Genomic DNA, 21,524 nt, shown 5'->3' with positions numbered 1-21,524 from the left:
AAGCCCTTCAACCAAAACTGGCGTGAACCTATTTTACCCGACGGGTAACTATTTTATATTCAGGTTTCCACATTGCATCGGTAACCGCTTTTTCGATATCTTTGATTTCTGCTTTTGCAATACCTTCAGCGATCGCAGTCTTAGCCACTTCAATAGCTACAGCCTTTGATACCTCTTGTAACTGTTTGATTGAAGGCAATAATGAAGCACCGGGTAGACTGCTGTCTGACATTTTGGCAACGGCATTTGCTGAAGCCGCAAGCATACCTTTTGAAATAGTTTCTGCTTTTGCCACAATTGCTCCAAGTCCAAGACCCGGGAAGACAAACGCATTGTTTGACTGTCCGATTTCGTAAGAAACACCATTATATTCAACGTTATTGAACGGGCTTCCTGTCGCGATTAACGCTTTTCCTTCTGTCCATTCAATCAAGTCTTCCGGTACAGCTTCTGCTAATGCAGTTGGATTTGACATCGGCATGATGATTGGACGCTCCGTGTGTTTTGCCATTTCTTTGACAATTTCCTCTGTGAAAGCACCGGTTTGTCCGGAAGTTCCGATCAAAATGGTTGGTTTCACTCTCTTAACAACTTCTAATAAAGAGATAATCCCTGCTTCTGTTCGTTCCCAGTGTTTCACTTCTGCTGCTTCACGCGTATAAGGCTGTTGGAACATAAAGACATCGTCAATATCATCAGTTAACAATCCACGGTAGTCGACAGCCCAGAAACGGTCATAAGCTTCTTCTTCGGATACTCCATCTAAAATCATCGCTTCCACCATTTGGTCGGCGTTTCCGATACCTGCAGCACCTGGTCCGAATACGACAACACGCTGATCTTTTAGAGACTGGCCGGTAATTTGCAATGCAGACATAATCGCAGCTAAGGTTACGGCACCTGTACCTTGAATATCATCATTAAAAGTAAGTATTTTATCGCCATATTTTTCAATGATATTTCGAGCGTTCACATTTCCAAGGTCTTCCCAGTGAAGCAATACTTCAGGGAAGAATTTCTTTGCAGTCGCGATAAATAAATCAATAAAATCATCGTAACGCTTACCGCGGACACGGCCGAACTTGTTCCCGATGTATAAAGGATCGTTGATGAGTTTTTCGTTGTCTGTTCCTACATCAAGTACGACAGGTAATACACGACTTGGGTTAATGCCGGCTGCTGCTGTGTAAACAGCCAATTTACCGATGGCAATGTTAATGCCGCCTACACCCTGGTCCCCGATTCCAAGAATACTTTCAGAGTCAGTTACTACTATTAAATCAATTCCATCGCGTCCCAAGTTTTTAAATGCATCTTCTACTCCCTCAAGGTTGTCAATGGATAGGTACATGCCGCCGGGACGGTGGTATTCATGGGAGTATCTTTGGATTGCTTCTCCAACTGTTGGTGTATAGATAATAGGAAGCATTTCACTTAAGTGGTCTTTTAACAAACGATAGAAAAGTACAACGTTGCGGTCATGTAGATCATATAGGAATCCGTTTTTACGGATATTGCTCCCTTGAGCGGAGAATTGTTCGTAGGCTCTTTTTGCTTGTTCATCAAGGTTAAGCACCTGCGCCGGTAATAAACCATTTAAACCAAGCTCTTCCCTTTCTATTTTTGTAAAAGCCACACCTTTATTGAAATAAGGATTGGCAAGAAGATCTCTTCCCTTTAATGTAGTAATAAGAATATTTTTAGTTTTTGGTTTTATAGTAGTAAACATGAAACTTCCTTCTTTCTAATGATGTATATGAAGTCTTTGGCGTATGTCGGCTTGCTCTCCGGAAAGCAAAGCTCAGTTATTTTAGTACATTTTGTTAAATAAATGGAACTAGACCTAGCAATTAATTTCTTAGATGTACGTACGTCTAGTATTTTACCTTTCTATACTAGACACATTTTGTTCAAATCTCTATGTTATTTAACTTATGAAACTATTTATGTAAATAAAAAAAGTAAGCAATCTTTTGACTGCTTCCAAATCATGTTGCATTCGAAAATTGAAAAACACTCTAAAGCTGGGGCGAACTCCTCTTTCATCTCTTTTTGTTTTCTGTATAATATTTGATTGTCCTATTTGCATGGGAATTGGAGAAGTTGTTGAATAAAGGAGGATTTAAAATGAATTTATTCCATATTGTGTATTGGACAATAGATGATCAAGCTAGTTCATTTGTGGATGAAAAGAATGAAATCGAAGCTGAAAATGTCATCCGGGGGACTTATGTGGTTGATGAAGGGAAGACATCAGCCTGGTGGATTTAAGTCAAAAGCTAATTCATTCCGAAATTATAGAAATGGTTTAAAAGAATAGGGGAGAAACATGGAAGGTAAAACACATATTGTTGGGGGCTTAGCAGCTGGCGCTCTATATTTAAACTTGGGAGGAGCCGTTGGCCATGAAGCTCTTTTTTTTGGTAGTTTAGCGCTTGGTGCTTTAATACCGGATATCGACCACACCGGTTCATCGATTGGCCGAAAGGTACCGCTGATTGATAATATAATCAGCACGGTTTTCGGTCATCGTTCCTTTACTCATAGTCTTTTGTTTTTAGTTTTAGCATTCTTCTTATTTCAGCAGACTACCTGGCCTGTAGATATTGAATTCGGTATCTTGCTTGGAATGTTCAGTCATATGGTCCTGGATATGCTCACAAAACAAGGAATTAAGTTTTTATGGCCATTAAAAATCAATATAGGTATACCTGGCGGAATCCGTACCGGCGGTGCAATTGAACAAGGATTTTTCACCGTTTTAGTCGTATATCTTTGTTATGTTGGTTATCAAATTTATTTATAAATCAGGGGGATGATGATTACACACGGAACTTACTATCGGTATTTTAAAAGGTTTTGATAACCAAAGTACCACTCCTATGTACTCAATGTTTAAATTTTATGGACCCACTGCTAATTTTTTTCCGTTATGTTTTATTAAAGATAAAGAAGAAAGATTTTCTGTATGAATTGAGTTTAAAGAACACTTCGAATATTGTTCACATTATGGGAGAAAATGTCATAAAACAATGCCACCATTTAGAGGGCACTACAAAAAGGGTGAAAACCTCTAAGTTTTTTTTAGAAAAAGCCCCGAAGGGCGTTTCTTCTAAAAAATGTAAATGATTTGTAGTATCCTCCTTTATTGGGGGTTTTTTCTATGGGGAAAGTTGTGGAGTTTTTTAATAATGTCCTGTCGTTTGGTACCATCATCATTTTTCTTGGATACTCCAGCAACACTTGAAAATCTTCTTTTAAGAAATAAAGTTTGAAAAAAATTTAATCGTATCATTCCCCCATTTTATTTACCAATATTCGCCATCCTGAGAAAATAGTCCTTCTTGCAATTAAAAAACGCCAGCGGACAAAAACTGACGTTTAGTGATGAACAAATTAAACTTTGTGGTTTTTAAAATAATCTTCAAAGCTTTTAATATAATTGTCAATTACTTTATTTAAAGTTCGATACTCTTGTTGAATAAAGTGATATTGTCCTTTAGTAAAGTTTGCATATTCATTCTTATCTATATACTCAAACATATTATAAATACCAACAATAGTAGCAGCTTTATTTCCGCTTAACTTAACAATCATACTTAATGTTTTCATATTCTTTGAAACTAAGTTCGTAGCTAATTTTTCTAATATTTTTGTTTATCATTTCTTCATATGATAATTAAACAATTTCACTTAGTTTAATATTTTTACTTTCAATATTTTTCATGTTGTAAATTAATTCGTCCCTAATAAAAGTATCAATAATATCAAAAGCTTGTTTTTTCTGTTCATCCTTTTGTTTATTTAAACCTTTTTCTTGCCATTTAAAACCATTATAAGTGCCATAATAAGTTGCAACTCCACCAACAACAGCTCGAATAATCCCATCTATAGCTGTACTGTCCATAGTTCTCACCTCCCATTTACCATAATTCTCCTTAAACAGGATAATTCCTCCCAGTTGTCATAGCTTGTCCTTACATTCGGTGGTAAAATGAAATTATTACCATAGTTCAAGAGGCGTGGAGCAAATGTCAAATTATGATTTATATTTAGATAGCTCGTTGTTGCTGGTATTGTTTGTGCATTTGTTCGTTGTAATCAACAGGATTTATGATTGAATTAAAAAATATAGCTCCAACAATTCCAATCATTAATACAAAAAGCCTTGATAAACATATAATTTGTACAAATTTATTTTTGAAAATCTTTGCCGTGTATTTTCACCTATTTTTGTGAAACTTTAAAATGTGCTTCGATAAAAATTTTTTCTTGTTCTGGAGTTGCAATACCAGTAGCTTCACCAACTGTTCCATCTTGTAATCCCCATATTGTATTATGGTCTTGGTCAACTTGCGAAAAATCATGTTTTTTCCAACGATATAAAATTTGTAAATATGTATCAGCATTTAAATAATTGTTTTTATTGTGCTCTACTACATCAATCATTCTGCTTACATTTTCATCTGTTAAAGGAATGGCATCTCCCCATTTTTGGTCGGCTATAACTTTTTGGTGACTCATCTCATGAATAACGTTTTGAACTTCTGCTTCAGACATATCCATAGGAAATTCGTCTGAATTTGCTTCTGCTTGTTTTAATTGAATTACTGTATCACCGTCTTTAGTTTTCTGCTCCTTTACTGTGACCACAGCTTTATTGAAAGACAAAAGTCCATGATAAGAATGATAAAAATAGAATCCGATACATGCAACACCAATCATAATTAAAAAGAGTTGTACTTTAGAGAATTTTTTAGGAAATTTTGTCATGACTGTTCCTCCGTTGGTGAAAAGTACGGATATTTATATGTCTTCATTTTGATTGTTCCTTTTTGCTTCTTCAATACCTTGTTGCATATTTTGTTGTTCACGCTCATGTTGTTGTGCTTCGATATTCGCTTTTTCAATTCCCGATATAAGCTTGTCGTTATCATCTGAAGGACCAATAATTTTTTCCGCAAGAATGAAACCGGCTCCGATACTGCTTACAGCTATTACTATAGCTGCTCCTCCGATAATTAATCTTTTTTTGATTCTTTTTTTCATTTTAATAACCCCCAACTTGAAATTATCTCTATTGTAATTGAATATTAATATTCAACAAACAACTGTTCTTATCATTCGTTGAGCCAATCGTACAAAATTGGATTGGTGCCTTCAAACACTATGTTGCAACTTTTGTATTCACGATGATAAACCACTTTATTTAACGCTCCACGAAGATATGCTTTTAAATTCTTAATTCTACGATTTCCTTGAATTTCCTGTAAAACTTTAAAAAATAATTTCTTACTAATGCCTCTTTGAGCAAATTCAACAAATAAATCATTGATGATATTTTCTTGTTCAACCTTTTCTTTGTTAACAATATTAGTATTTAAATCTTTATTATTATTTTTAATCAAAACATCACTTACAGTAGTTAAATTAGAAGTGTTTTCAGCTATCTGTGTACATTCGTTATCAGTGTTGACAAGCTTCGATTGACACCCGTTTGACATACCGTTTGACATTGGTTGAGAAATGAACGTAAATACCAATGAAGCAAAACGCTCTTCAATATTTCGATTTTGTTCAATCGTGATTAAATCGGAACATTTTTCTTTTAACTTTTTTAAGTTCCGACTGATTGTACTTGCTGTTACATTACATTTGACTGCTAACGTATAATTTTTCTGTGACACTTCGAACGAGCTTTTGACGTATGCTTGACGACTAATTTCTTGAATGATAATTTACAAGCTTGACCATTTCGAACGTTTAAACGTTCAAGCAAACGTTTTTGTGATTGACATACACTCTGACCATTTCCATACTTGTATGTCCTAATATCTGTTGCAATTCAAATATCCCTGCACCATTCTTAACACTTAATTTTGCAAAGGTATGTTTAAACGTATGACAAGAACATCTAACCCCTTTTATTTCCGTTTGCTTGCCGAAAAATGTTACTCTGTTCTGGAATTGCCTTTTAGACATCCTCTCGCCATCAAGAGTGACAAACAAAGCATCTGTGTCCATTACACCACGTATATGAATATACTTCTGTAATTGATTTTTCATCTTTGACTGAATAGGCACGATCCGCTCTTTATACGTCTTTGTATTTCTTATATGGAGTTTAGACCACAAAATAGCTTGAACACAAACCCCTTCTAATTCGCTTACACGAATGCCTGTTTCAAGTAGTAGGAGCATAAATGTATAATCCCTTACCCCAACAAAAGAACGCAAATTTGGCTGATTAAAGAGCGTTTGAAGCTGTTTATTTGTAAAAGTTTCAACTACTTTCCTGCGGTCTTTAAGCAGCTTTATGTCAGTTAGGGGATTGTTTTTGATATGTCTTTCACGATAAAGGAAATTAAAGAACGCTCTAATGGCTCTTAAACGTGTGTTAATGGTAACGTTCTGCAATCCCTTATCTTTCATATAGAGAATGACATTTCGCTTAATATGCTCTTTTGTAATAGCTTCTAATGAGGGGTTAATGCCTTGTTCTCTTACCATTTTGAAAAATACAGATAGTTCATTTCTGTAATATTGGATTGTTTGAGGTCTTAGGTTTCTGATTTGACAATCATCAACAAATAAAGAAAAAGCAGTTTTAACATCAATTTCTTTTACACCTTTTGGTGTATTAATAATTGATAATTCTTCAAATGGATAATTCGTTTGTACTCCTTGCCATTTTTTATTCCTCCTTGTTTAATAACAGGTACGCACACGATTTTATGTAAACAATATTTTTGTAAGAATCGTATTGAGGATAAATAAAAAACGCTCCTTACAATATGTAAGAAACGTTGATTTCACTGCATTGGCAAGCAGTGTCATGATACTGGTGGTCGGGGTCGAACCAACACTCCTCACGGAACACGATTTTGAGTCGTGCTTAAAAATTCATTTACGAAATTATGTACGAGATATGCTGTCCATTTATCGTTTTCTTACGTTCGACTACTGAAAACGAAAAAGTTCATTCGCACGATTACCTGTTTGGATACATTATAACAACTTTGGAAAAGTGTGAATAGCCCCCCCGAGGTTACGTTTACCGCAAAATTTTTAGGACGATTTTGGCTTTGTAGACCGACTGACTTCTTTGAGGTGGCGTGCTCCGTTCGTCTCATCAAGGTTCCGTGATTCCACGTCCATGTTCGTCTATCACTAGGCACATGTCGAGATACATATGGGTCGATTTTACACTATTCTTTCTTCGAAAAAACAACGATTATCGCCTACCTTTCTTACGTAAACACTTCGGTATTATTCGGGCTATTTCCATGCATAATTGCGACAGTTTTACGAACAAATTAGGTTAGAATCGATATTTGACTTATTTTCTTTTAATCTATAACAACCACACCGACAACATCTTCGAATGAAATGCGTTCAAGCCCGCTAGGCTTAACTTCAATGCGGAGTTGGTGCGTAATAGGATCAACGTAATGAATGCTGCCAGTTATATCAGCCGTAAAGCCATCGTCCCAAACCGTTAACTTAACAGCTAAGTTATATTCCATATAGTAACAGATCCGCTGGTCAAATTCGTCCATCTCGTAAGTATCGATTAACGGCTTAGGATGGTGTTCTTGGTCATTAAACATCGAACGTTGCATTTCGAATGTTAACGGGATAAAAGACTCAGGTTGCCATTTAATTTTACCTCTGTCTCGTATGACCATTTCGTTCATCCCTTTCTTATTCTTATTATATACGAACAAAAGTTCTGTGTGTATAATAAAGGTCACATTTAGGTCCAATGAATACCTTACTTTTGTGGACATTTATTATATAAACCCGAGTTATATGATGTTCATACCCCTGTTCCAGTTTAAAACAACTCTAAGTTTCCCGTAGAAAATAGGCATACTGTGGCATGAAATAGGCACCTAAATCAGTAACAGTGACCTACTTTGAATCATACTTTGTTGAAGAGAATACCTGAGATATTTGGTGGTTTATCTAACAGAACTAAAAATTATCTTAATGATACTCTCTGTTCAAATATCTGTTTTAACATATTTTATTTATTCTACGGGGGGATAAATGTGCAAAATTTTCCAAATGAATTACAGATGTTGGGCATGGATAATTACCAAGTTGGAGAGGTTATTCCAATAGGTCCTCACCAATTTCTAGAAGATTCACGGCGGTGCGGCGGATTTGGTTGTGGAGGATTCCGATGCGGCGGATTCCGATGCGGCGGCTTCCGATGTGGAGGATGCTTCGGTGGATTAGGCGGATTAGGTTTAGGTTTAGGTTTAGGTTTACTTGCTGGCGCTTGTGGTGGCTGTGGCGGTTGCTTCAGCTGTGGCGGTTGCTTTGGCTGTGGCGGTTTTGGTTTTGGTGGTGCTTGTTCAGGACTTGGTATCGGTTTTATATAAAAAGAATGTGCCCCTGTTGGTTCTGCCAAGGGGTATTCCTATATTCTCTGTGAAAGTTAATGTTCCTTCTTCATACCTGCCACTTTAGTTCAATATGAAAATGACCTAGTTCTAACAGAGCCAAACAAAAAAACGCCACACGGTAAGGTGACATATTGGTTACGATAATAATATATGTAAATAAACGATGAATGTAATTAATGCTTTTTTCTAAAAGTCCATGATTTTCATTTTCACATAGAAGTTACCATAATCATTTCTCATTAAGTCAATGAAATCATTCTATTGGTGCAACAATCAAAGCATTCTCTGGATACTCCTAAACGATTACCTTTATTTTTCTTGAAATAATTTAGTGGGAGTTCACGACCGCATAACGAACATACACGTATATGCTCAATGTGATACTGGGATATGGCTATCATAAGCATTCCGTCTTCCTTTACAATTTGCCAATCAAGACGTCTATTGAATACCATCTATCATCTATTTTAATAGCTTGTTTAACTGCATCGCATACCCTATCTATTAGATTTATTGCATCACCTTTATGATCTAGCTTTTGTACGAAAATGTCTAACCATATTTTTCCCTCAGTGAAATCAATATCCTAAACGGCTTCCACAATTTTTTCAGATAAATCTGATTGTCTTTCGTTTTGTTCAGCCCTTTGTTGTCTATGCCCACCTTCATTTAAAGACCAAATATGGTTCTTGGATAAATGATACGAAAACGGAATCATCACAACAGCTTGCTTAGTAAAATCCTTATCTAAAGTGTTTAACCATTTAGCTCTGCCTTTTTCCCCTTCTTTTTTACTTATTAATACTCCTCTTTTCCTTTTTAATTGTTGTCTCCTTTTTATTTCTGGTTTTTATCGTTGTTCCTGATGCCATCTGGCTTTACGCTCTTTATCTTTGATTTTGGAACAATCTTCACAATACTTTTGCATGGCGCTAACCTTTTTGGCAGGCTTCTCACAATTTTTGCAAACTATTGGTTCTTTATATGTTGGGCTTTTTCGTTTAGTCATTTTTATATTTCCCCCTTCAACATTCTTAAAGGAGAAAATTCCTTATGCCTTTCTCTCACGTCATTCCCAAATAGATTAACGTATGTCTTAACAATCTCAAACGAAGTGTGTCCTAAGATTGCTTGTAACTCAAATATGTTTGCACCGTTCTGTACCGACAGTTTGGCAAAAGTATGACGGAATGTATGCGGACTACATCGTACTCCCTTTATTCCTGCTTCATTCCCATACTTTTTTATCTGATTCTGCAGACCTCGTTTAGACAAAGGATTGCTATCGACTGTGACGAAAAAAGCATTCGTTTCGATACTGCCTCGAATTACAAGGTACCTTTTAAGTTGCTGTCTCATAGGCTTGGTAATCGGTACTTGACGTTGACGATAACTTTTAGCTTGTCTAATAACGATTAAATCATCATCCCATAAAATGTCTTCGAGAGTAATTCCGACCAATTCGTTAGCACGTATACCTGTTTCCAATAACAGCATTAGAATCGTATAATCACGTACTCCTGTGTACGTCCTAATGTCTGGCTGCTTAAAGAGTTTATTAAGCTGTTCTGCTGTAAAAGTTGCTATAACCGTCTTCCTATCCTTCGGCAACGTAATTTCGTCAAACGGACTATGCGGAATATACTTCGCCATATACAGATAGTTGAAGAACGCTCGTAAGGCTCGTAATCGTGTATTAATCGTTACAATCCGTGAACCCTTTTGATTACGCATGTAAGCAATTACGTTATCCCTAATATGTTCTTGTGTAGTATGAACCGGGGACAACGTTTCAACGTTAATTCCTTGCTCCCTTAGTTGGTTCAAACAAGCGTAAATTTCATTCTGATAGTAACCAATGGTGTGGGGACGTAAATTCCGTATCTCACAGTCCTTCAGAAATAAATCCAATGCAGATGCAAACGACTCTACGTAATTCTTCACCTTCGTCTCCATAATCCGTATTTCTCGTTGATCCAACACGTTTTTTCTTCTACTCATCGACTTGTCTGACCTCCACTGCGTATTAACAGGTGCGTCAGATTTGAACTTATTCATAGACGGCTTTTAGGGCAACGAAAAAAGCGTCCCCACATTAGCAGGAGCGCTTAAAACGTTGATATGACGAGCATTCTCGTTTTTCTTTCGTAAATAGCATGATACCGGTGGTCGGGGTCGAACCGACACTCCAGAGGAACACGATTTTGAGTCGTATCGTTTGTTGTTCCCCTCACCGGCTATTGGCATATCTACATTTGTTCTATTACCAAAAAAAACAACGCGTCTGATTATGAACAATTATGCCTTAGACTACCATTTTGGTCAAGTTTAAATATTGCTGTTTATTGAATTTTGCTTTTCCTTGATTTTTGTATACTTGAATAAGTTCAATTTCATAATTCTTCGCATCTTCATTTTTTTCAAATTCAGCTACAATTTTATAATGAATCTTTCCTTTTTGCATTAGGCGCCGATGTTCTGTATTTCTTCTGTTAGTAAATCTTCTACAACGATACCAGACCCCACTTCCAACATAAACGACTTCATCATTAAACCAATGTTCGTAAACTATAAACTTATCGATCTTTCTAAGTTTGTTAGGATTAAGTTCGTACTTCTTAATAAGTTGAATGATTTTTTGAAAAGTAGTTCCATATATTATTGCAATATCTTGGTTAGTCATTTTATCTAGTAAATGCTGTTCAAGTTCCTCTTTTTTTGGTAGCATCTTTTCACCTCAAGATATTTCTATCTGTTTAATTTTATTTGTAAAAGAAATATGTTAATTTTATTTAGAAAGGAGTTGATCAAAATTGAAAACCGCTGAGGAAGTTTTAAAGCAATTGAGGAAATGGAAAATGAGGAAAGTTGGAAGTTACTTTTATACACATTTCAACAACAGGAATTTACCACGAATGGATTATTAAATATTCTTCTTAAAATCTTTTGTAGGATGAAGTAATTGAAATAGGAGGAATTATCTAATGAAGAAAATGAATAGAGCCAAGGAAGTTTTGGAGCATATTAAAAATATGGAGGACGTTGAACGATATAAGGTTGTAAAAGATATAGCTGACTTTGTTCATGGTCCCAAGGCTGAACTAGTAACGGAACTGACTTTAGAGTTTTTAAAAATAAAAAAGGATATTGATTACCTTTCGGGAAAAATCGGAGTACATGATATGTACTTTAATCGAATAAAAAAAGAAATAGAGGAAATTAGTACTCCTAATAAATAAAAAAATCCTGTACTAATCGGGAAGTACAGGACCAAGAGATATAACTCAACTACTATTATTAAAGTAATTTTCATATATAAGTTTTCAAATTTTCTTTATATAAAATTTTTTTTATTTTATTTAAGAATTTATTTAACTTTTTATTTTAGAAACCACTTTGTTTAAAAAAATAAATCAAAAACTATTTAAGACTATGACAGACATAACTGATATGACTGTTATGAGACAAAAAGAAAAAGCCTCGTTAGCAAGCTTCGTCACCATCTTTCTCGTACCATCCATCTCCACCAGGAGCACGATTGTAAAACATTGGATCGTTAACGGCATTGAACATATCGATATAAGATTTTTCAAGAAAGTTTAAATGGTCTTCAGAATAAGCAAAAGCAACGATTTCTCTTTCAAAATTTTCTCGACCGAATTCTTTAACTGCTTTCTTGAATTCAACACCAGAACCAAGATATTCATCACCAAAGTCTGTATGCTTTCCAATATATCTCATACCGTTTACTTTGTTTGTTGTAATATAAATGAAACCGTACTTGTCATCAGCATCAAGTTCATTTGGCTTGTCTTCTCGAAATTTACCAATCTTTGTTTCTTTGTCTGACCAACGATCTTGAGCAACAAGAATTGATTTCAAGATATTGAACAAGTTGTTATGAGTTCTTGAACGATGTTTTCCGTAAAATCTTTCGTTATGTTCAACACCAGTAATATTGGCTTCATCTAATTGCTCGGACTCAATTCTAAGACCGATGATATAATTTGTTTTTTGGAAAATTTTCAAAGTAACTGCATTTTCTGATTTTTTTCTAGCCACCACAAATTCCTCCAAAAAGTTGATATATTTAATATCCCTCTTTTTATTAAACTAACATAATCTAGAAAAAAAGCCTAGTAATAATACTAGGCCTATTTTAATTCATATAGTAATGAATATTAAATTGATATTTTATTTAAAGAATTAAATCATTTCTTATTTAAGAAATGACCTTATTTAAAAAAGTAAATCAAAAATTAAATTAAAAATTATTTAATCTCATGCCTGTCATAGCTGATATAACTGTTACAAGAATAAAAAACAACCCTCACAGGGTTATTTCAAATGGAGACCAAAGTGTGCTAATACATATTGAGCTACTACTTCTGACTATTGAGCCAAAGCCCTAAGCCTACGCCTGGAATCGCACCAGGCCAAGTCGCTAGAGTAGGTGAGGTTGTTACTAGGGTGTCACTCAAGCTAGGGGGTTGTAGTAGTTGCAACGCCCTTGTCGTCTACACGAAAGTTGGCTCCGATGTAGACTTGTTCTTCAGCAGGGCTTAATAGTTCGTAGGCTTTACCCGCCGTACCCCCTTGTAGTGCCCAAAGTAAGTTATGGTCTTGAACAGCGGTCGAGAAGTTTCCACTTTTCCATCTTCCAAGCATTGCCAGTAAATCTGCTTTATACTTGAAGGACGATTTGCTCACCACTGCATACACTTGATTGATGGTGTCAGCCGTCATCGGTACGGCCCCCCACTTTTTCTCAGCTTTAACTTTCTGATGGGTCATTTCGTGCATTACTTGAATAACCTCGGTTTCAGATGAGATAGGGCTAAGTCCCGTATCGAATTTTGCGTCGTTGAACGGGACTGGAGCAGCTGGTGAAGGCGCTACAGGAACCGGAGCTGGCTCAGGTGTTGGTGTTTCTACGGAAGTCTTAGAAGTATCATTGGACTTGGACTTGGCCTTTGACTTTGGTGTAGCTTCTGCAGGCTTGGTGGCATTATTAACGCCTCCAGACGGTATAAAGATGTACCAGGCTAAGAACCCTCCTGCCACGATAACTCCCGCGATGATTGCTGCAAGTTTCTTTTTCATAGTCGAGCCTCCGATTGATTGAATAATATACTTAAATTTGAATCCCATATTTTTCTTTCAAATTATTAAAATACTTTTGAAAATGTTTTTCAGTATCTTCCTTTAATTTTTTCAGTTTTTTTTTTTCATTTTCATTATCTTGTGTTGCTTTTTTTATATATGTTTCATCCTTTTTCTTATCATCAGGAATAACCAGAACAGGTGGCTTCATTTCCCTAACTACTCGAAGATTGTCATAAACCTCTCTTGAATTAAATACATCATCAATAAAACTCTTTTCAGTTTTGTTATAACCATCACCATTCTGAACATAGTTTACATAAGTATCAGAAACAGCATCAGCATATCTTCCATTTAATTCGTCAGTGTCTTCCATATTTCCAGATGATGCATTAGAATACTCAACTTTAATATATTCTGAACCAGCCTTCAGAATGTCTTCATGTATTGAAGAACTTGAAGCATGATTCTGTGAACAACCAACCAAACTGAATGCCGTTAATACAAAAATAAGTCCATGTTTAATACTCAATTTCTTCATTTTGACCTCACCTTTGCTGTAAAAGTACTAGATTTATAGTTATTTTTATCTAAAAGTATTATATTATGGGATTATTCACACGTATATACTTTATAGGAATAAGATGTAATTTTTATCAAATAAAAGGAAAATTACTATAAAATGACTCAATTTTTAGCTGTTTTTAGAAAATAGTTGTTCCAGATTGGTCTTACGTTGTAATTAGGAAGGGCTTTTATGTATAATCACTCATTAAGTTCCTTAAAATTGATCGAAGGAAAAAAAATAGGACTACATTTTAGTAGTCCTCATCCTTCATAGCCTTCTGGCTTATACTTGAAGGATTTTACTAAGTCAATCAAGCAGCTTTCGCATAGAACAAACTTCCAATTCTCTTCGTCTAACTTGCTTCCATATGAAAAGTTAAGGTTGAAAGATTGAAACATATTTTCTTGGAATTCTCTTTCATAGTCTTCGCCATGGAAAATATGCTTAGTACCACATTTATTACATGTCACAGATTCGTTCATAGGAAAATCCTCCCTTGTTCTAATTGTATCAGAAAATGGGCAAAAAAATAATGAGGCCATACCGTTTGTTTGGTATGACCTTCGTTATTCTTCTTCTGATAATCGTTTCAAGTCTTCAATGATCTCGTAAGCTATTTTTTAAGCTGCCTCGAAGTCTTTCTCATAAACTTCAATGAGCTTTCCATCTATCAGGAAGTTAAATTTTCGTATCATGACTTCTCCTTTCTATCAAAATATTTTTCAAAAAGTTTATAAAAATGATGTACAAATTGGGAAATATTGGATATAATTAAATTATCAAATACATACCTTCTCACTTGGAGAACACCAAAACAGAATATTAAAATGAGCTGTGAATTATTTACATTATTTTACAAAAATGTAAATCGAAGTTCACTGTATTTTTCTGTTTTGGTACCTGTACTGTATCTTACACTCCCCCTGTTATACTGGAGGCTTTATCGTTTTTTTCTAGAAAGGTAGGGCGTACTTAGCTTGAACGTCTGTTCTGTGACTACCAGCACGTCTATACCCTTCCCAAAGCTTCTTTTTGCATCTCCTGACTACAACCTCAGTCATTAGCCTCAGTCTCTTGCTATCCCTTATCCTTATCCTTATCCTTATCCTTATCCGTACTCTACTACTACACCTATCCACCTCTTACCAACTACACCCCTACTACATATCTACTGATACTTTATGCTTCTATTACTCTTCTACTTATGTTGCCATCTCCTTATGCTATACGCCTGCCATTGGTCTTCAATTAATATCCTTATACCTTTAATGCTTTATCTGCTATATCCGCTATACTCCTAACTACCTCTTATAGAATTTCTGCTACTCTTATACTTCTATATCTGCTAACCATTTAACCAATTTGTATTGCTCCTTCATTTATTCGGCCGATCCTAATCCGCTCTGCTATCGTTTAAGCAATCTTATTTATACCTCCTAATCACCAATCTGCCATAACTGCTATATCCATTTTCTAAATAACATTTCATTAATGACCAAAGATATACGCTTATCTACTTTAAATTAAATGAGTAATTATATTAATGAGCTCTTTGCCGATTTAATACACGTACAATCTGAAACACTACTTTTCATCATTTTTATCAATTTCATTCATTAACAAAGAAAAATGACAAAAAAATAACGTCTAACAATCAATTTAATGATTTTCAGACGAATTTTCTGAAAAACTTATAAGAATAGCCCTTGCATCCACGACGTTCAAGTTGTCTATTTGTTTTGTTAGCCACTTCTTGACGGTTGTCCGTTTGCTTTGAATAATATACGGCTAATGCCGTAGCACAAGCAGAACGGTATCGTTCCTCCCCTAAATCTTCCTTGATAAGTTCAAGTGATTTTAAATATTGGTTCATCGGTTCCCAACCTTTCAAATTAGAATAAATCGACCATCTCGGAAGATGGCCCGGTTATTCATCATGCTTTTTTACCTTTTTTTAATTGTTCTCTGAGCAAACGAAGTTCTACTTTCCATTCTTTTTCCAATTTTAGAATTTTTTTCTCGGCCTCGGCTGCGACTGTTAGGTCACGTTCTTCTAATATTTTTCGATCAAGTCCTAAGGCTCTTACTTCCATCATTTTATTTGCCTGCCCTTTGTAAATAATCAATTTTTTTTACTTTAGCAATTAAATCTTCTACTTCTTTTGCTAGAGCCTCTTGTTGTTTGTCACTTAAATTCGTTCTGCCAACTAAATCATTAAGCTTCAAAACTTTCGGGGATAGTATTGCTTTAAACATTGTGCCAAAACTGTTATACATTTAGAATCATCCTTTTATAATGAAGTAAGAGAAGCCTTTTGACTTCTCGGTTTTTATTCTTTATTGTCAACAACTAATTCAGCGAAACCTTGCTCCATAAATCTAATAGCCTTTTCTTCGTATAGCTTTATTACATGATTAGTGAGATAATGTCCACCTATTGCACTATCAAAACAAAAGAAATTTTTCTAAATTTTCACTTCAACTATTTTCATATAATTTCCTCCAATTACGAATAATTTCACATAAATAATTAAGCTACTTTACCAACTGCTAAAGCTGTATAGTTTGTTACACAGCCATCTACTAACATATCCACCGTAAATGTCACTGTACCTTGAAGAGCATCTACTGTACTAGTAGTTGCATAACTTTCAATGTCTTTGGTGATTCCACATGTATATCCCATTGAAAGATCTCCATATACAACTGGAATATTGCCTGAAACAGTATCAGCAACTAATCCACCAGTAATTTCAATGGGACTTCCAAGAAGATAAGGAACTCCATCTTCATAACACACATAGTAGTCTTTATTTGCATCTTGCAAACGAGTTACTTCATTAAAGAATGTTCTATTCATATACCAAACTGAATTTGGAAGGGCTTTATCATGAACTAAATTTTGAATCGATCTAAGCTGATCAATTGTTGCAGCATTTATAGTTAATGGACCAGAGACAACATTCGTATCTTTTGCAATTCCCAAGAAGCCTAATTGACTGCCATCTCCGTTAAAGATCGATTGCTCTAAAGCAGTTCCTATACGTTCTACAAGTAAGCTCTCAATATAGTCTTTCAAATCAATTGCTGAATCTTCAATTATATTCTTAGTAATTGTTATTGCTACTCCTAATCGTTTGTCTCCCCTAAGCTGAGCAGTGCCATTCAAGTAAAGATTGATTAAAGGGACATTGGTATTTTCTGGAACAAACGAAGCGTTATCAAGATTTCCTTCAATTGGTAGTTTTAAGAATTGACCTCTAAACAGAATTTTCCTAGCAAGATAATATGCAGTCGATACTGATTCAAGTTTATCTACTATTGGGGCTACAGAAGTTGGTAGTTCACCATTCATATTCCCTACGCCTTGCAAATCTCTTATCTCATTCTCTAATTCTTCAATTACCATTTCATTAAGTGTCTTTTCCATTATATAGTTTCCTCTGTCTTCTGTAATTTTGATCTTAATTGCCTATGTTGAGCTTTATTTATTTCTGCCCGAAGGATAGGAATTTTAGCTTGTAAATCACGTAATTCTTTTTCAGCTTCTTTAATCAGTTTTTTCAATGTTGTTTTCCTTTTTATCCATTTTTTAGATCTTTTTTTCATTGATTGATCCTCCTTAAAAATAAAAAAGAAGCCATAATATTTGGCTCCTTGGTTGTGAATCTCTATATAAAAGTTAGTTAATTAAAAAGGAGCTTCAGGACAGATCTGAAGCTGAGATTATAAAAATCCCAAAATACCTATGTTACCAAGAAAAAATCTATCGGCAAGATAGATATGTTGCAGCTGCCCTTAGTGCTAGCACTACTTTAAAAGGAAGAAGTCTGAGCTTGACCGAGAATAAATACTCATTCTTCATGAATAAATTAGTCAAGACTGTCCAAAGCACAAGAAAGGAGTTATTCACATCCTTTTCATTAATATTACTCACCATTTTCTGGTGGCAAATATGTCATTTCCATAATCAGACTATCTTAATTAGGTAAAAAATAATCTGATTATAAAAACGATTTAGAAAGGAGGAAGGCCAGGGAATGGAAAAACCTGACCATTACTTGCTTCACAGCAAGCGATCAATTATGAAATAAGTACTAAAAGAAAACGAATGAAGCTTATTACGATGGCCTTGCTAAAGAGCCATCTATAAAAATTTTGACCAATCGGTCAAATTACACTAAAAAAATAATAGGAGTGTTATCACTATGATGAACGATAACACCTCTCTATAATATATATCCCGTTTTAGCAGCTCGCGCCCCTAAAATCCGGCAACTTTTTTATAAATTTTTTGAAGTCTATATTGCGTTTGTTTGTAAGTAATTCCTAACTCTTCAGCTATCTCTTTTATTTGAAATTGGTCTCTTATCATAGCAACCATCAATTTCTCTTCATCATTTAAGCACTTTTCCATTATTGTTCCTAAGTCTAGTAGAATATGACATAAATCTCGATTCGGATCAAATTCTACTTTCAATGGAATTAGTGCTTCAACGTGTGCTGGATTTCTTAAATCTATGAAACTTAAGTCATATTCTGTTGATTCACTTGGGCATGAATCATAGCCAAAGACTCCATCTAAAATTCCTTTTGAATCAGTCATATCATTAAGAACTGAACCTTTTATCTTCGTAAGTAAGTATCTATTGTGCTCACATTCTTTTCTTTTTCTTAATTCAACATTTGCAAAATCAAGAAGAGCTTTGTAATCTCTTAAGATTTCTCCTAGTTCATCATTTCTTAAATAATCTTTAGCTTCAATCTTGGGCTTACTTTTGGCAACTTTATAGTTCTTACTGTTTCTTATAAAAAAATGAATTATATCGTTTGCATTTAAAGTTCCATTATTGGAACCTGAATTTCCCTTTGAAGCAAATCCTTCTAAAGATACTTCACTTTTCATTTTTTTTATTAAGTAATCTGGATCATAGAATCCTCGTTTGTTTGCCATAATTAATTCCTCCGATTAAGTTAATTTTTATTACTTGATATGTTTATATCCGAGGAATTTAATTTGTAAATGAGAAATGAAAAAAATAAAAAAATGAGACAGCAATTAAGCTGTCTCTGAATATTTTTTAATTTTGCATTGCTTGACAGGAATTCTACTAAACACATAAACAGTACAATCATTATCAATCAGCCTTGCTCTACCAACAGCTTGCTCTATGTCAGAAGATGTTTGCCATAAATGAACTTCTCTAGCGTTATAGTCTTCAGGATGGGTGAAAGTGTTTATCGCAAATTGATAACCAGATTCTTCCATTTTTTGCATCTTGAAGTCGAAATCAATTGTTTCTCTTTTATTGTTATAATAGGTTGATCTAGGTAATTTTCCAAAGATTTGGTAGGTTAATAAAGCTAACTTCCAAGGTGGTAAACTTGGAGTGCCAACTACCACAATATTTTTACCATTCAGCTCATCATAACCAGCACAATTGCCAAAGTGTATTTGTTTATGGACCTTATTATCTTCAAATAGATACTTCCTAGTTTTGTTAGTTATAAGAGCTTCATAATTAAAAGGTTTAATAATTTCTTTAATAACTTCAACTAAGTCAGTATTTTTCAAAGCTGTTTTTGATGTAGAACGATCAGCAAATAATATAACTTTACCTTTAGTTTCAATTGGAGGAATTTCAATCCAATTTGTAAAAGTATTAACGTGCCTAACAAATAAAGGCATGTGAACTTTCTTATTTAACGTGGCACTCATTATCATAATTTTTTTATGCCAGAAAGCGGTCAATAAAGATGAAGTGCAAGTAGTTTCAAGTTCGTTCTTTTTGTTTCGATGCGATATTAAGCAATCTGATTCTAAAGCTGCAAATAAATTATTTTTAATCATCGGGTTTTTCATAATGATTGCAGCTAATTTATTACTGTTCAGCTGGAAGAAGGGTTTGTAAGGATTAGGAGTTAGTTCTAATCTGCTGCTTTGTACTAATTCCATAAACTTCTTCACCTTACTTACAATCTCTTCCTCAACTTCGTTCAGCTCTGCATTTTCACCAAAACCCTTTGCAGTTATTGTTGCTATTAATTGATTTAGTTCATACAACAACACTTCAGTTGAATACGTCTCATCAGTTAACATCTCATTAACTGGGTCCTCGTCAATAATAATAGAATCGACTTCAGGAGGGTTTATTGCCTCTAAGAATCCATCAGCGAAACGTTTATGAGTAATAATGAAAAATGCTTGTTTAGTAGATAGAGCTTGTTTATATTTTTCATGCTTAGTTTTAATTTCTTCGTTATCACAATTCTCAATGGCTTTGTTTCTGTAATCTGATGCTTGTTTACCTAAACCTTTTTGTCTTGCTCTAATCATCTCTTCTTTTTCAGAGCAATCAGGAATTTCTTTATCGTCAACTGGGTCAATCATTACCACTTTTAAATTTTGATGTTTATCCTCTACTTTCACTTTTAATTCTCGCCCTAACTTTTTTGTTGGAACAACAAACAAAATTCCTTCTCTTGCAAGCTCAGCAACTGTATGCGATTTACCAATGCCAGTATCAGCTTTTAATAGCCAAGCTTCTTTTTTATTTGATTCTAGGAAATCAGTGAGGTGTTGTTTTAACTTTAGTCGACCTTCTTCTTTCGAAATAGTTTCTGTTTCCTTTATTTTAATTGTTTGCTGCAATCGATTTTCAATAGCTTGATGTAGATATTGGTATTCGAACTTTCCATTTCCAACGATTCTTTGGTAGGACAATGGTTGAATGTAAGATTTTGCTAAACTCTTGAAGATTTTATCTCTTGCGCTTGTTCTTTTGCTAGCGACCGACCTTAATGCTCGAAATTCAATAGCGTTACTATAAACCCACAGCAACTCTTCATTTGTTAGCTCTTCCTCATTGAGCCATCGATCAATTAAATTTGATACGCCTCTAATCTTATCTAATGGCTGTTGATAGTCACTCTCATTTTTTATTTTAAACTTCAATAGCTTCTCTTCGTAGAATGAAAATATTAATCCACCATGCTGCACTAACATTTCTTTTCCATTGTCGGTTATAGTTCCATCATCGGGCTTAATTGCAGGAAGCGAGTTATACATGTTGAGTTTATAGAGCTTAGCGAATCTCATAGAATTATGACTCAATTGTCCGAATGTGAGCTCACGTAAGAGTGATATAAATAAATCAAACAGACTCACACGATGTGTACCATTTTGTGCTTTCTCTATTATATTATTAATAGAGAAAGCACTTTTTTGTACACTTCGCACTTCATAAGCTCCATTATCATAATAGCGCCCAACCAACTTCTTAATCCAACCAGCCACCGTCTCATTAACTCGATCATCAGAGCTTAAATCAACATTTACAAGTATCTGAGCGCCAAAGAATATATGATTAATTCCATGCTCATTAAGTTTATTTGATTCTCTCTGCTTTGCATTGTTGAGTATAATCATTTTAATTCCT

General features: G+C 34.6%; 25 protein-coding genes. 4 read left to right on the top strand and 21 right to left on the bottom strand.

Annotation, left to right across the window (positions count from 1 at the left end; genetic code table 11):
* Positions 1-28: 28 nt before the first annotated feature.
* Positions 29-1,729 carry an NAD-dependent malic enzyme gene (locus tag AC3ANV_RS10630; RefSeq protein WP_488313575.1) on the bottom strand — a complete coding sequence of 567 codons (1,701 nt, stop codon included), beginning with the start codon at positions 1,727-1,729 and terminating at the stop codon, positions 29-31.
* A gap of 398 nt (positions 1,730-2,127) precedes the next feature.
* On the opposite strand from AC3ANV_RS10630, the gene AC3ANV_RS10625 reads away from it, so the two are divergent.
* Together AC3ANV_RS10625 and AC3ANV_RS10620 are read left to right on the top strand one after the other, a co-directional pair.
* Positions 2,128-2,271 carry a hypothetical protein gene (locus tag AC3ANV_RS10625; protein WP_488313574.1) on the top strand — a complete coding sequence of 48 codons (144 nt, stop codon included), beginning with the start codon at positions 2,128-2,130 and terminating at the stop codon, positions 2,269-2,271.
* A 58-nt stretch (positions 2,272-2,329) separates the two neighbouring features.
* Positions 2,330-2,806, top strand: a complete 477-nt coding sequence (locus AC3ANV_RS10620) for a metal-dependent hydrolase (protein ID WP_488313573.1) — start codon at positions 2,330-2,332, stop codon at positions 2,804-2,806.
* A gap of 873 nt (positions 2,807-3,679) precedes the next feature.
* Here AC3ANV_RS10620 and AC3ANV_RS10615 read toward each other — a convergent pair.
* The 6 genes from AC3ANV_RS10615 to AC3ANV_RS10590 form a co-directional block, all read right to left on the bottom strand.
* Positions 3,680-3,907: a hypothetical protein gene (locus AC3ANV_RS10615; protein WP_488313572.1), complete on the bottom strand. Its 228-nt coding sequence runs from the start codon at positions 3,905-3,907 to the stop codon at positions 3,680-3,682.
* 320 nt (positions 3,908-4,227) lie between these two features.
* Entirely contained in the window at positions 4,228-4,773 is a 546-nt protein-coding gene (locus tag AC3ANV_RS10610; RefSeq protein ID WP_488313571.1) for a DUF6241 domain-containing protein, read from the bottom strand.
* A 33-nt stretch (positions 4,774-4,806) separates the two neighbouring features.
* The gene (locus AC3ANV_RS10605; protein WP_488313570.1) at positions 4,807-5,049 is read right to left on the bottom strand and encodes a hypothetical protein; all 243 of its coding nucleotides are present in this window, start codon (positions 5,047-5,049) and stop codon (positions 4,807-4,809) included.
* A gap of 71 nt (positions 5,050-5,120) precedes the next feature.
* Positions 5,121-5,687, bottom strand: coding sequence for a hypothetical protein (locus AC3ANV_RS10600; protein WP_488313569.1), 567 nt, complete (start codon positions 5,685-5,687; stop codon positions 5,121-5,123).
* 76 nt (positions 5,688-5,763) lie between these two features.
* The gene (locus AC3ANV_RS10595) at positions 5,764-6,510 is read right to left on the bottom strand and encodes a tyrosine-type recombinase/integrase (RefSeq protein WP_488313568.1); all 747 of its coding nucleotides are present in this window, start codon (positions 6,508-6,510) and stop codon (positions 5,764-5,766) included.
* Between the two features lie 839 nt (positions 6,511-7,349).
* A complete protein-coding gene (locus tag AC3ANV_RS10590; RefSeq protein ID WP_488313567.1) occupies positions 7,350-7,688 on the bottom strand; it encodes a YolD-like family protein in 339 nt (112 codons plus the stop codon).
* Between the two features lie 366 nt (positions 7,689-8,054).
* Between AC3ANV_RS10590 and AC3ANV_RS10585 the strand changes: the two genes are divergently transcribed.
* Positions 8,055-8,390, top strand: a complete 336-nt coding sequence (locus tag AC3ANV_RS10585) for a heterocycloanthracin/sonorensin family bacteriocin (RefSeq protein WP_488313566.1) — start codon at positions 8,055-8,057, stop codon at positions 8,388-8,390.
* An 874-nt stretch (positions 8,391-9,264) separates the two neighbouring features.
* On the opposite strand, the gene AC3ANV_RS10580 is transcribed toward AC3ANV_RS10585, so the two are convergent.
* The 3 genes from AC3ANV_RS10580 to AC3ANV_RS10570 form a co-directional block, all read right to left on the bottom strand.
* Positions 9,265-9,423, bottom strand: coding sequence for a hypothetical protein (locus AC3ANV_RS10580; RefSeq protein ID WP_488313565.1), 159 nt, complete (start codon positions 9,421-9,423; stop codon positions 9,265-9,267).
* Between the two features lie 2 nt (positions 9,424-9,425).
* Positions 9,426-10,415, bottom strand: coding sequence for a tyrosine-type recombinase/integrase (locus AC3ANV_RS10575; RefSeq protein WP_488313564.1), 990 nt, complete (start codon positions 10,413-10,415; stop codon positions 9,426-9,428).
* A 304-nt stretch (positions 10,416-10,719) separates the two neighbouring features.
* Positions 10,720-11,142 (bottom strand): hypothetical protein, encoded by a 423-nt coding sequence (locus AC3ANV_RS10570; protein WP_488313563.1) that lies wholly within the window; start codon positions 11,140-11,142, stop codon positions 10,720-10,722.
* Positions 11,143-11,398: 256 nt separating this feature from the next.
* Here AC3ANV_RS10570 and AC3ANV_RS10565 point away from each other — a divergent pair, with 256 nt between their 5' ends.
* Positions 11,399-11,653, top strand: a complete 255-nt coding sequence (locus AC3ANV_RS10565; protein WP_488313562.1) for a hypothetical protein — start codon at positions 11,399-11,401, stop codon at positions 11,651-11,653.
* Between the two features lie 244 nt (positions 11,654-11,897).
* On the opposite strand, the gene AC3ANV_RS10560 is transcribed toward AC3ANV_RS10565, so the two are convergent.
* The 11 genes from AC3ANV_RS10560 to AC3ANV_RS10510 all read right to left on the bottom strand — a co-directional run bounded on the left by AC3ANV_RS10560 (position 11,898) and on the right by AC3ANV_RS10510 (position 21,514).
* Positions 11,898-12,476, bottom strand: a complete 579-nt coding sequence (locus AC3ANV_RS10560; RefSeq protein ID WP_488313561.1) for a GIY-YIG nuclease family protein — start codon at positions 12,474-12,476, stop codon at positions 11,898-11,900.
* A gap of 420 nt (positions 12,477-12,896) precedes the next feature.
* Positions 12,897-13,517 carry a DUF6241 domain-containing protein gene (locus tag AC3ANV_RS10555; protein WP_488313560.1) on the bottom strand — a complete coding sequence of 207 codons (621 nt, stop codon included), beginning with the start codon at positions 13,515-13,517 and terminating at the stop codon, positions 12,897-12,899.
* Between the two features lie 31 nt (positions 13,518-13,548).
* Positions 13,549-14,058 (bottom strand): hypothetical protein, encoded by a 510-nt coding sequence (locus AC3ANV_RS10550; RefSeq protein ID WP_488313559.1) that lies wholly within the window; start codon positions 14,056-14,058, stop codon positions 13,549-13,551.
* Between the two features lie 287 nt (positions 14,059-14,345).
* Positions 14,346-14,567: a hypothetical protein gene (locus tag AC3ANV_RS10545; RefSeq protein ID WP_488313558.1), complete on the bottom strand. Its 222-nt coding sequence runs from the start codon at positions 14,565-14,567 to the stop codon at positions 14,346-14,348.
* A gap of 1,187 nt (positions 14,568-15,754) precedes the next feature.
* Complete coding sequence (locus AC3ANV_RS10540) at positions 15,755-15,958, bottom strand: hypothetical protein (protein WP_488313557.1); 204 nt, start codon at positions 15,956-15,958, stop codon at positions 15,755-15,757.
* Between the two features lie 61 nt (positions 15,959-16,019).
* The gene (locus tag AC3ANV_RS10535) at positions 16,020-16,181 is read right to left on the bottom strand and encodes a hypothetical protein (protein WP_488313556.1); all 162 of its coding nucleotides are present in this window, start codon (positions 16,179-16,181) and stop codon (positions 16,020-16,022) included.
* Position 16,182: 1 nt separating this feature from the next.
* Positions 16,183-16,362, bottom strand: a complete 180-nt coding sequence (locus tag AC3ANV_RS10530) for a hypothetical protein (RefSeq protein WP_488313555.1) — start codon at positions 16,360-16,362, stop codon at positions 16,183-16,185.
* A 253-nt stretch (positions 16,363-16,615) separates the two neighbouring features.
* Positions 16,616-17,515 (bottom strand): phage major capsid protein, encoded by a 900-nt coding sequence (locus AC3ANV_RS10525; RefSeq protein ID WP_488313554.1) that lies wholly within the window; start codon positions 17,513-17,515, stop codon positions 16,616-16,618.
* On the bottom strand, positions 17,515-17,694 hold the full coding sequence (locus tag AC3ANV_RS10520) for a hypothetical protein (RefSeq protein ID WP_488313553.1): 180 nt from the start codon (positions 17,692-17,694) through the stop codon (positions 17,515-17,517). Before AC3ANV_RS10520 ends, AC3ANV_RS10525 begins: the two co-directional genes overlap by 1 nt.
* Before the next feature lie 655 nt (positions 17,695-18,349).
* Positions 18,350-19,039 (bottom strand): helix-turn-helix transcriptional regulator, encoded by a 690-nt coding sequence (locus tag AC3ANV_RS10515; protein ID WP_488313552.1) that lies wholly within the window; start codon positions 19,037-19,039, stop codon positions 18,350-18,352.
* A gap of 105 nt (positions 19,040-19,144) precedes the next feature.
* A complete protein-coding gene (locus AC3ANV_RS10510) occupies positions 19,145-21,514 on the bottom strand; it encodes a hypothetical protein (protein WP_488313551.1) in 2,370 nt (789 codons plus the stop codon).
* Between the last annotated feature and the right edge of the window lie 10 nt (positions 21,515-21,524).

This window comes from Neobacillus sp. DFD-2R, from assembly GCF_057747865.1.
Note: the sequence above shows the minus strand (reverse complement) of the source record. Positions and strands in the feature narration are given on the sequence as shown.

Bases quoted from the DNA above. Each gene is read 5' to 3' on its own strand.
- AC3ANV_RS10630 (WP_488313575.1), bottom strand. From the start codon at position 1,729: ATGTTTACTACTATAAAACCAAAAACTAAAAATATTCTTATTACTACA.
- AC3ANV_RS10625 (WP_488313574.1), top strand. From the start codon at position 2,128: ATGAATTTATTCCATATTGTGTATTGGACAATAGATGATCAAGCTAGT.
- AC3ANV_RS10620 (WP_488313573.1), top strand. From the start codon at position 2,330: ATGGAAGGTAAAACACATATTGTTGGGGGCTTAGCAGCTGGCGCTCTA.
- AC3ANV_RS10615 (WP_488313572.1), bottom strand. From the start codon at position 3,907: ATGGACAGTACAGCTATAGATGGGATTATTCGAGCTGTTGTTGGTGGA.
- AC3ANV_RS10610 (WP_488313571.1), bottom strand. From the start codon at position 4,773: ATGACAAAATTTCCTAAAAAATTCTCTAAAGTACAACTCTTTTTAATT.
- AC3ANV_RS10605 (WP_488313570.1), bottom strand. From the start codon at position 5,049: ATGAAAAAAAGAATCAAAAAAAGATTAATTATCGGAGGAGCAGCTATA.
- AC3ANV_RS10595 (WP_488313568.1), bottom strand. From the start codon at position 6,510: ATGGTAAGAGAACAAGGCATTAACCCCTCATTAGAAGCTATTACAAAA.
- AC3ANV_RS10590 (WP_488313567.1), bottom strand. From the start codon at position 7,688: ATGGTCATACGAGACAGAGGTAAAATTAAATGGCAACCTGAGTCTTTT.
- AC3ANV_RS10580 (WP_488313565.1), bottom strand. From the start codon at position 9,423: ATGACTAAACGAAAAAGCCCAACATATAAAGAACCAATAGTTTGCAAA.
- AC3ANV_RS10575 (WP_488313564.1), bottom strand. From the start codon at position 10,415: ATGAGTAGAAGAAAAAACGTGTTGGATCAACGAGAAATACGGATTATG.
- AC3ANV_RS10570 (WP_488313563.1), bottom strand. From the start codon at position 11,142: ATGCTACCAAAAAAAGAGGAACTTGAACAGCATTTACTAGATAAAATG.
- AC3ANV_RS10565 (WP_488313562.1), top strand. From the start codon at position 11,399: ATGAAGAAAATGAATAGAGCCAAGGAAGTTTTGGAGCATATTAAAAAT.
- AC3ANV_RS10555 (WP_488313560.1), bottom strand. From the start codon at position 13,517: ATGAAAAAGAAACTTGCAGCAATCATCGCGGGAGTTATCGTGGCAGGA.
- AC3ANV_RS10550 (WP_488313559.1), bottom strand. From the start codon at position 14,058: ATGAAGAAATTGAGTATTAAACATGGACTTATTTTTGTATTAACGGCA.
- AC3ANV_RS10545 (WP_488313558.1), bottom strand. From the start codon at position 14,567: ATGAACGAATCTGTGACATGTAATAAATGTGGTACTAAGCATATTTTC.
- AC3ANV_RS10540 (WP_488313557.1), bottom strand. From the start codon at position 15,958: ATGAACCAATATTTAAAATCACTTGAACTTATCAAGGAAGATTTAGGG.
- AC3ANV_RS10535 (WP_488313556.1), bottom strand. From the start codon at position 16,181: ATGATGGAAGTAAGAGCCTTAGGACTTGATCGAAAAATATTAGAAGAA.
- AC3ANV_RS10530 (WP_488313555.1), bottom strand. From the start codon at position 16,362: ATGTATAACAGTTTTGGCACAATGTTTAAAGCAATACTATCCCCGAAA.
- AC3ANV_RS10525 (WP_488313554.1), bottom strand. From the start codon at position 17,515: ATGGAAAAGACACTTAATGAAATGGTAATTGAAGAATTAGAGAATGAG.
- AC3ANV_RS10520 (WP_488313553.1), bottom strand. From the start codon at position 17,694: ATGAAAAAAAGATCTAAAAAATGGATAAAAAGGAAAACAACATTGAAA.
- AC3ANV_RS10515 (WP_488313552.1), bottom strand. From the start codon at position 19,039: ATGGCAAACAAACGAGGATTCTATGATCCAGATTACTTAATAAAAAAA.
- AC3ANV_RS10510 (WP_488313551.1), bottom strand. From the start codon at position 21,514: ATGATTATACTCAACAATGCAAAGCAGAGAGAATCAAATAAACTTAAT.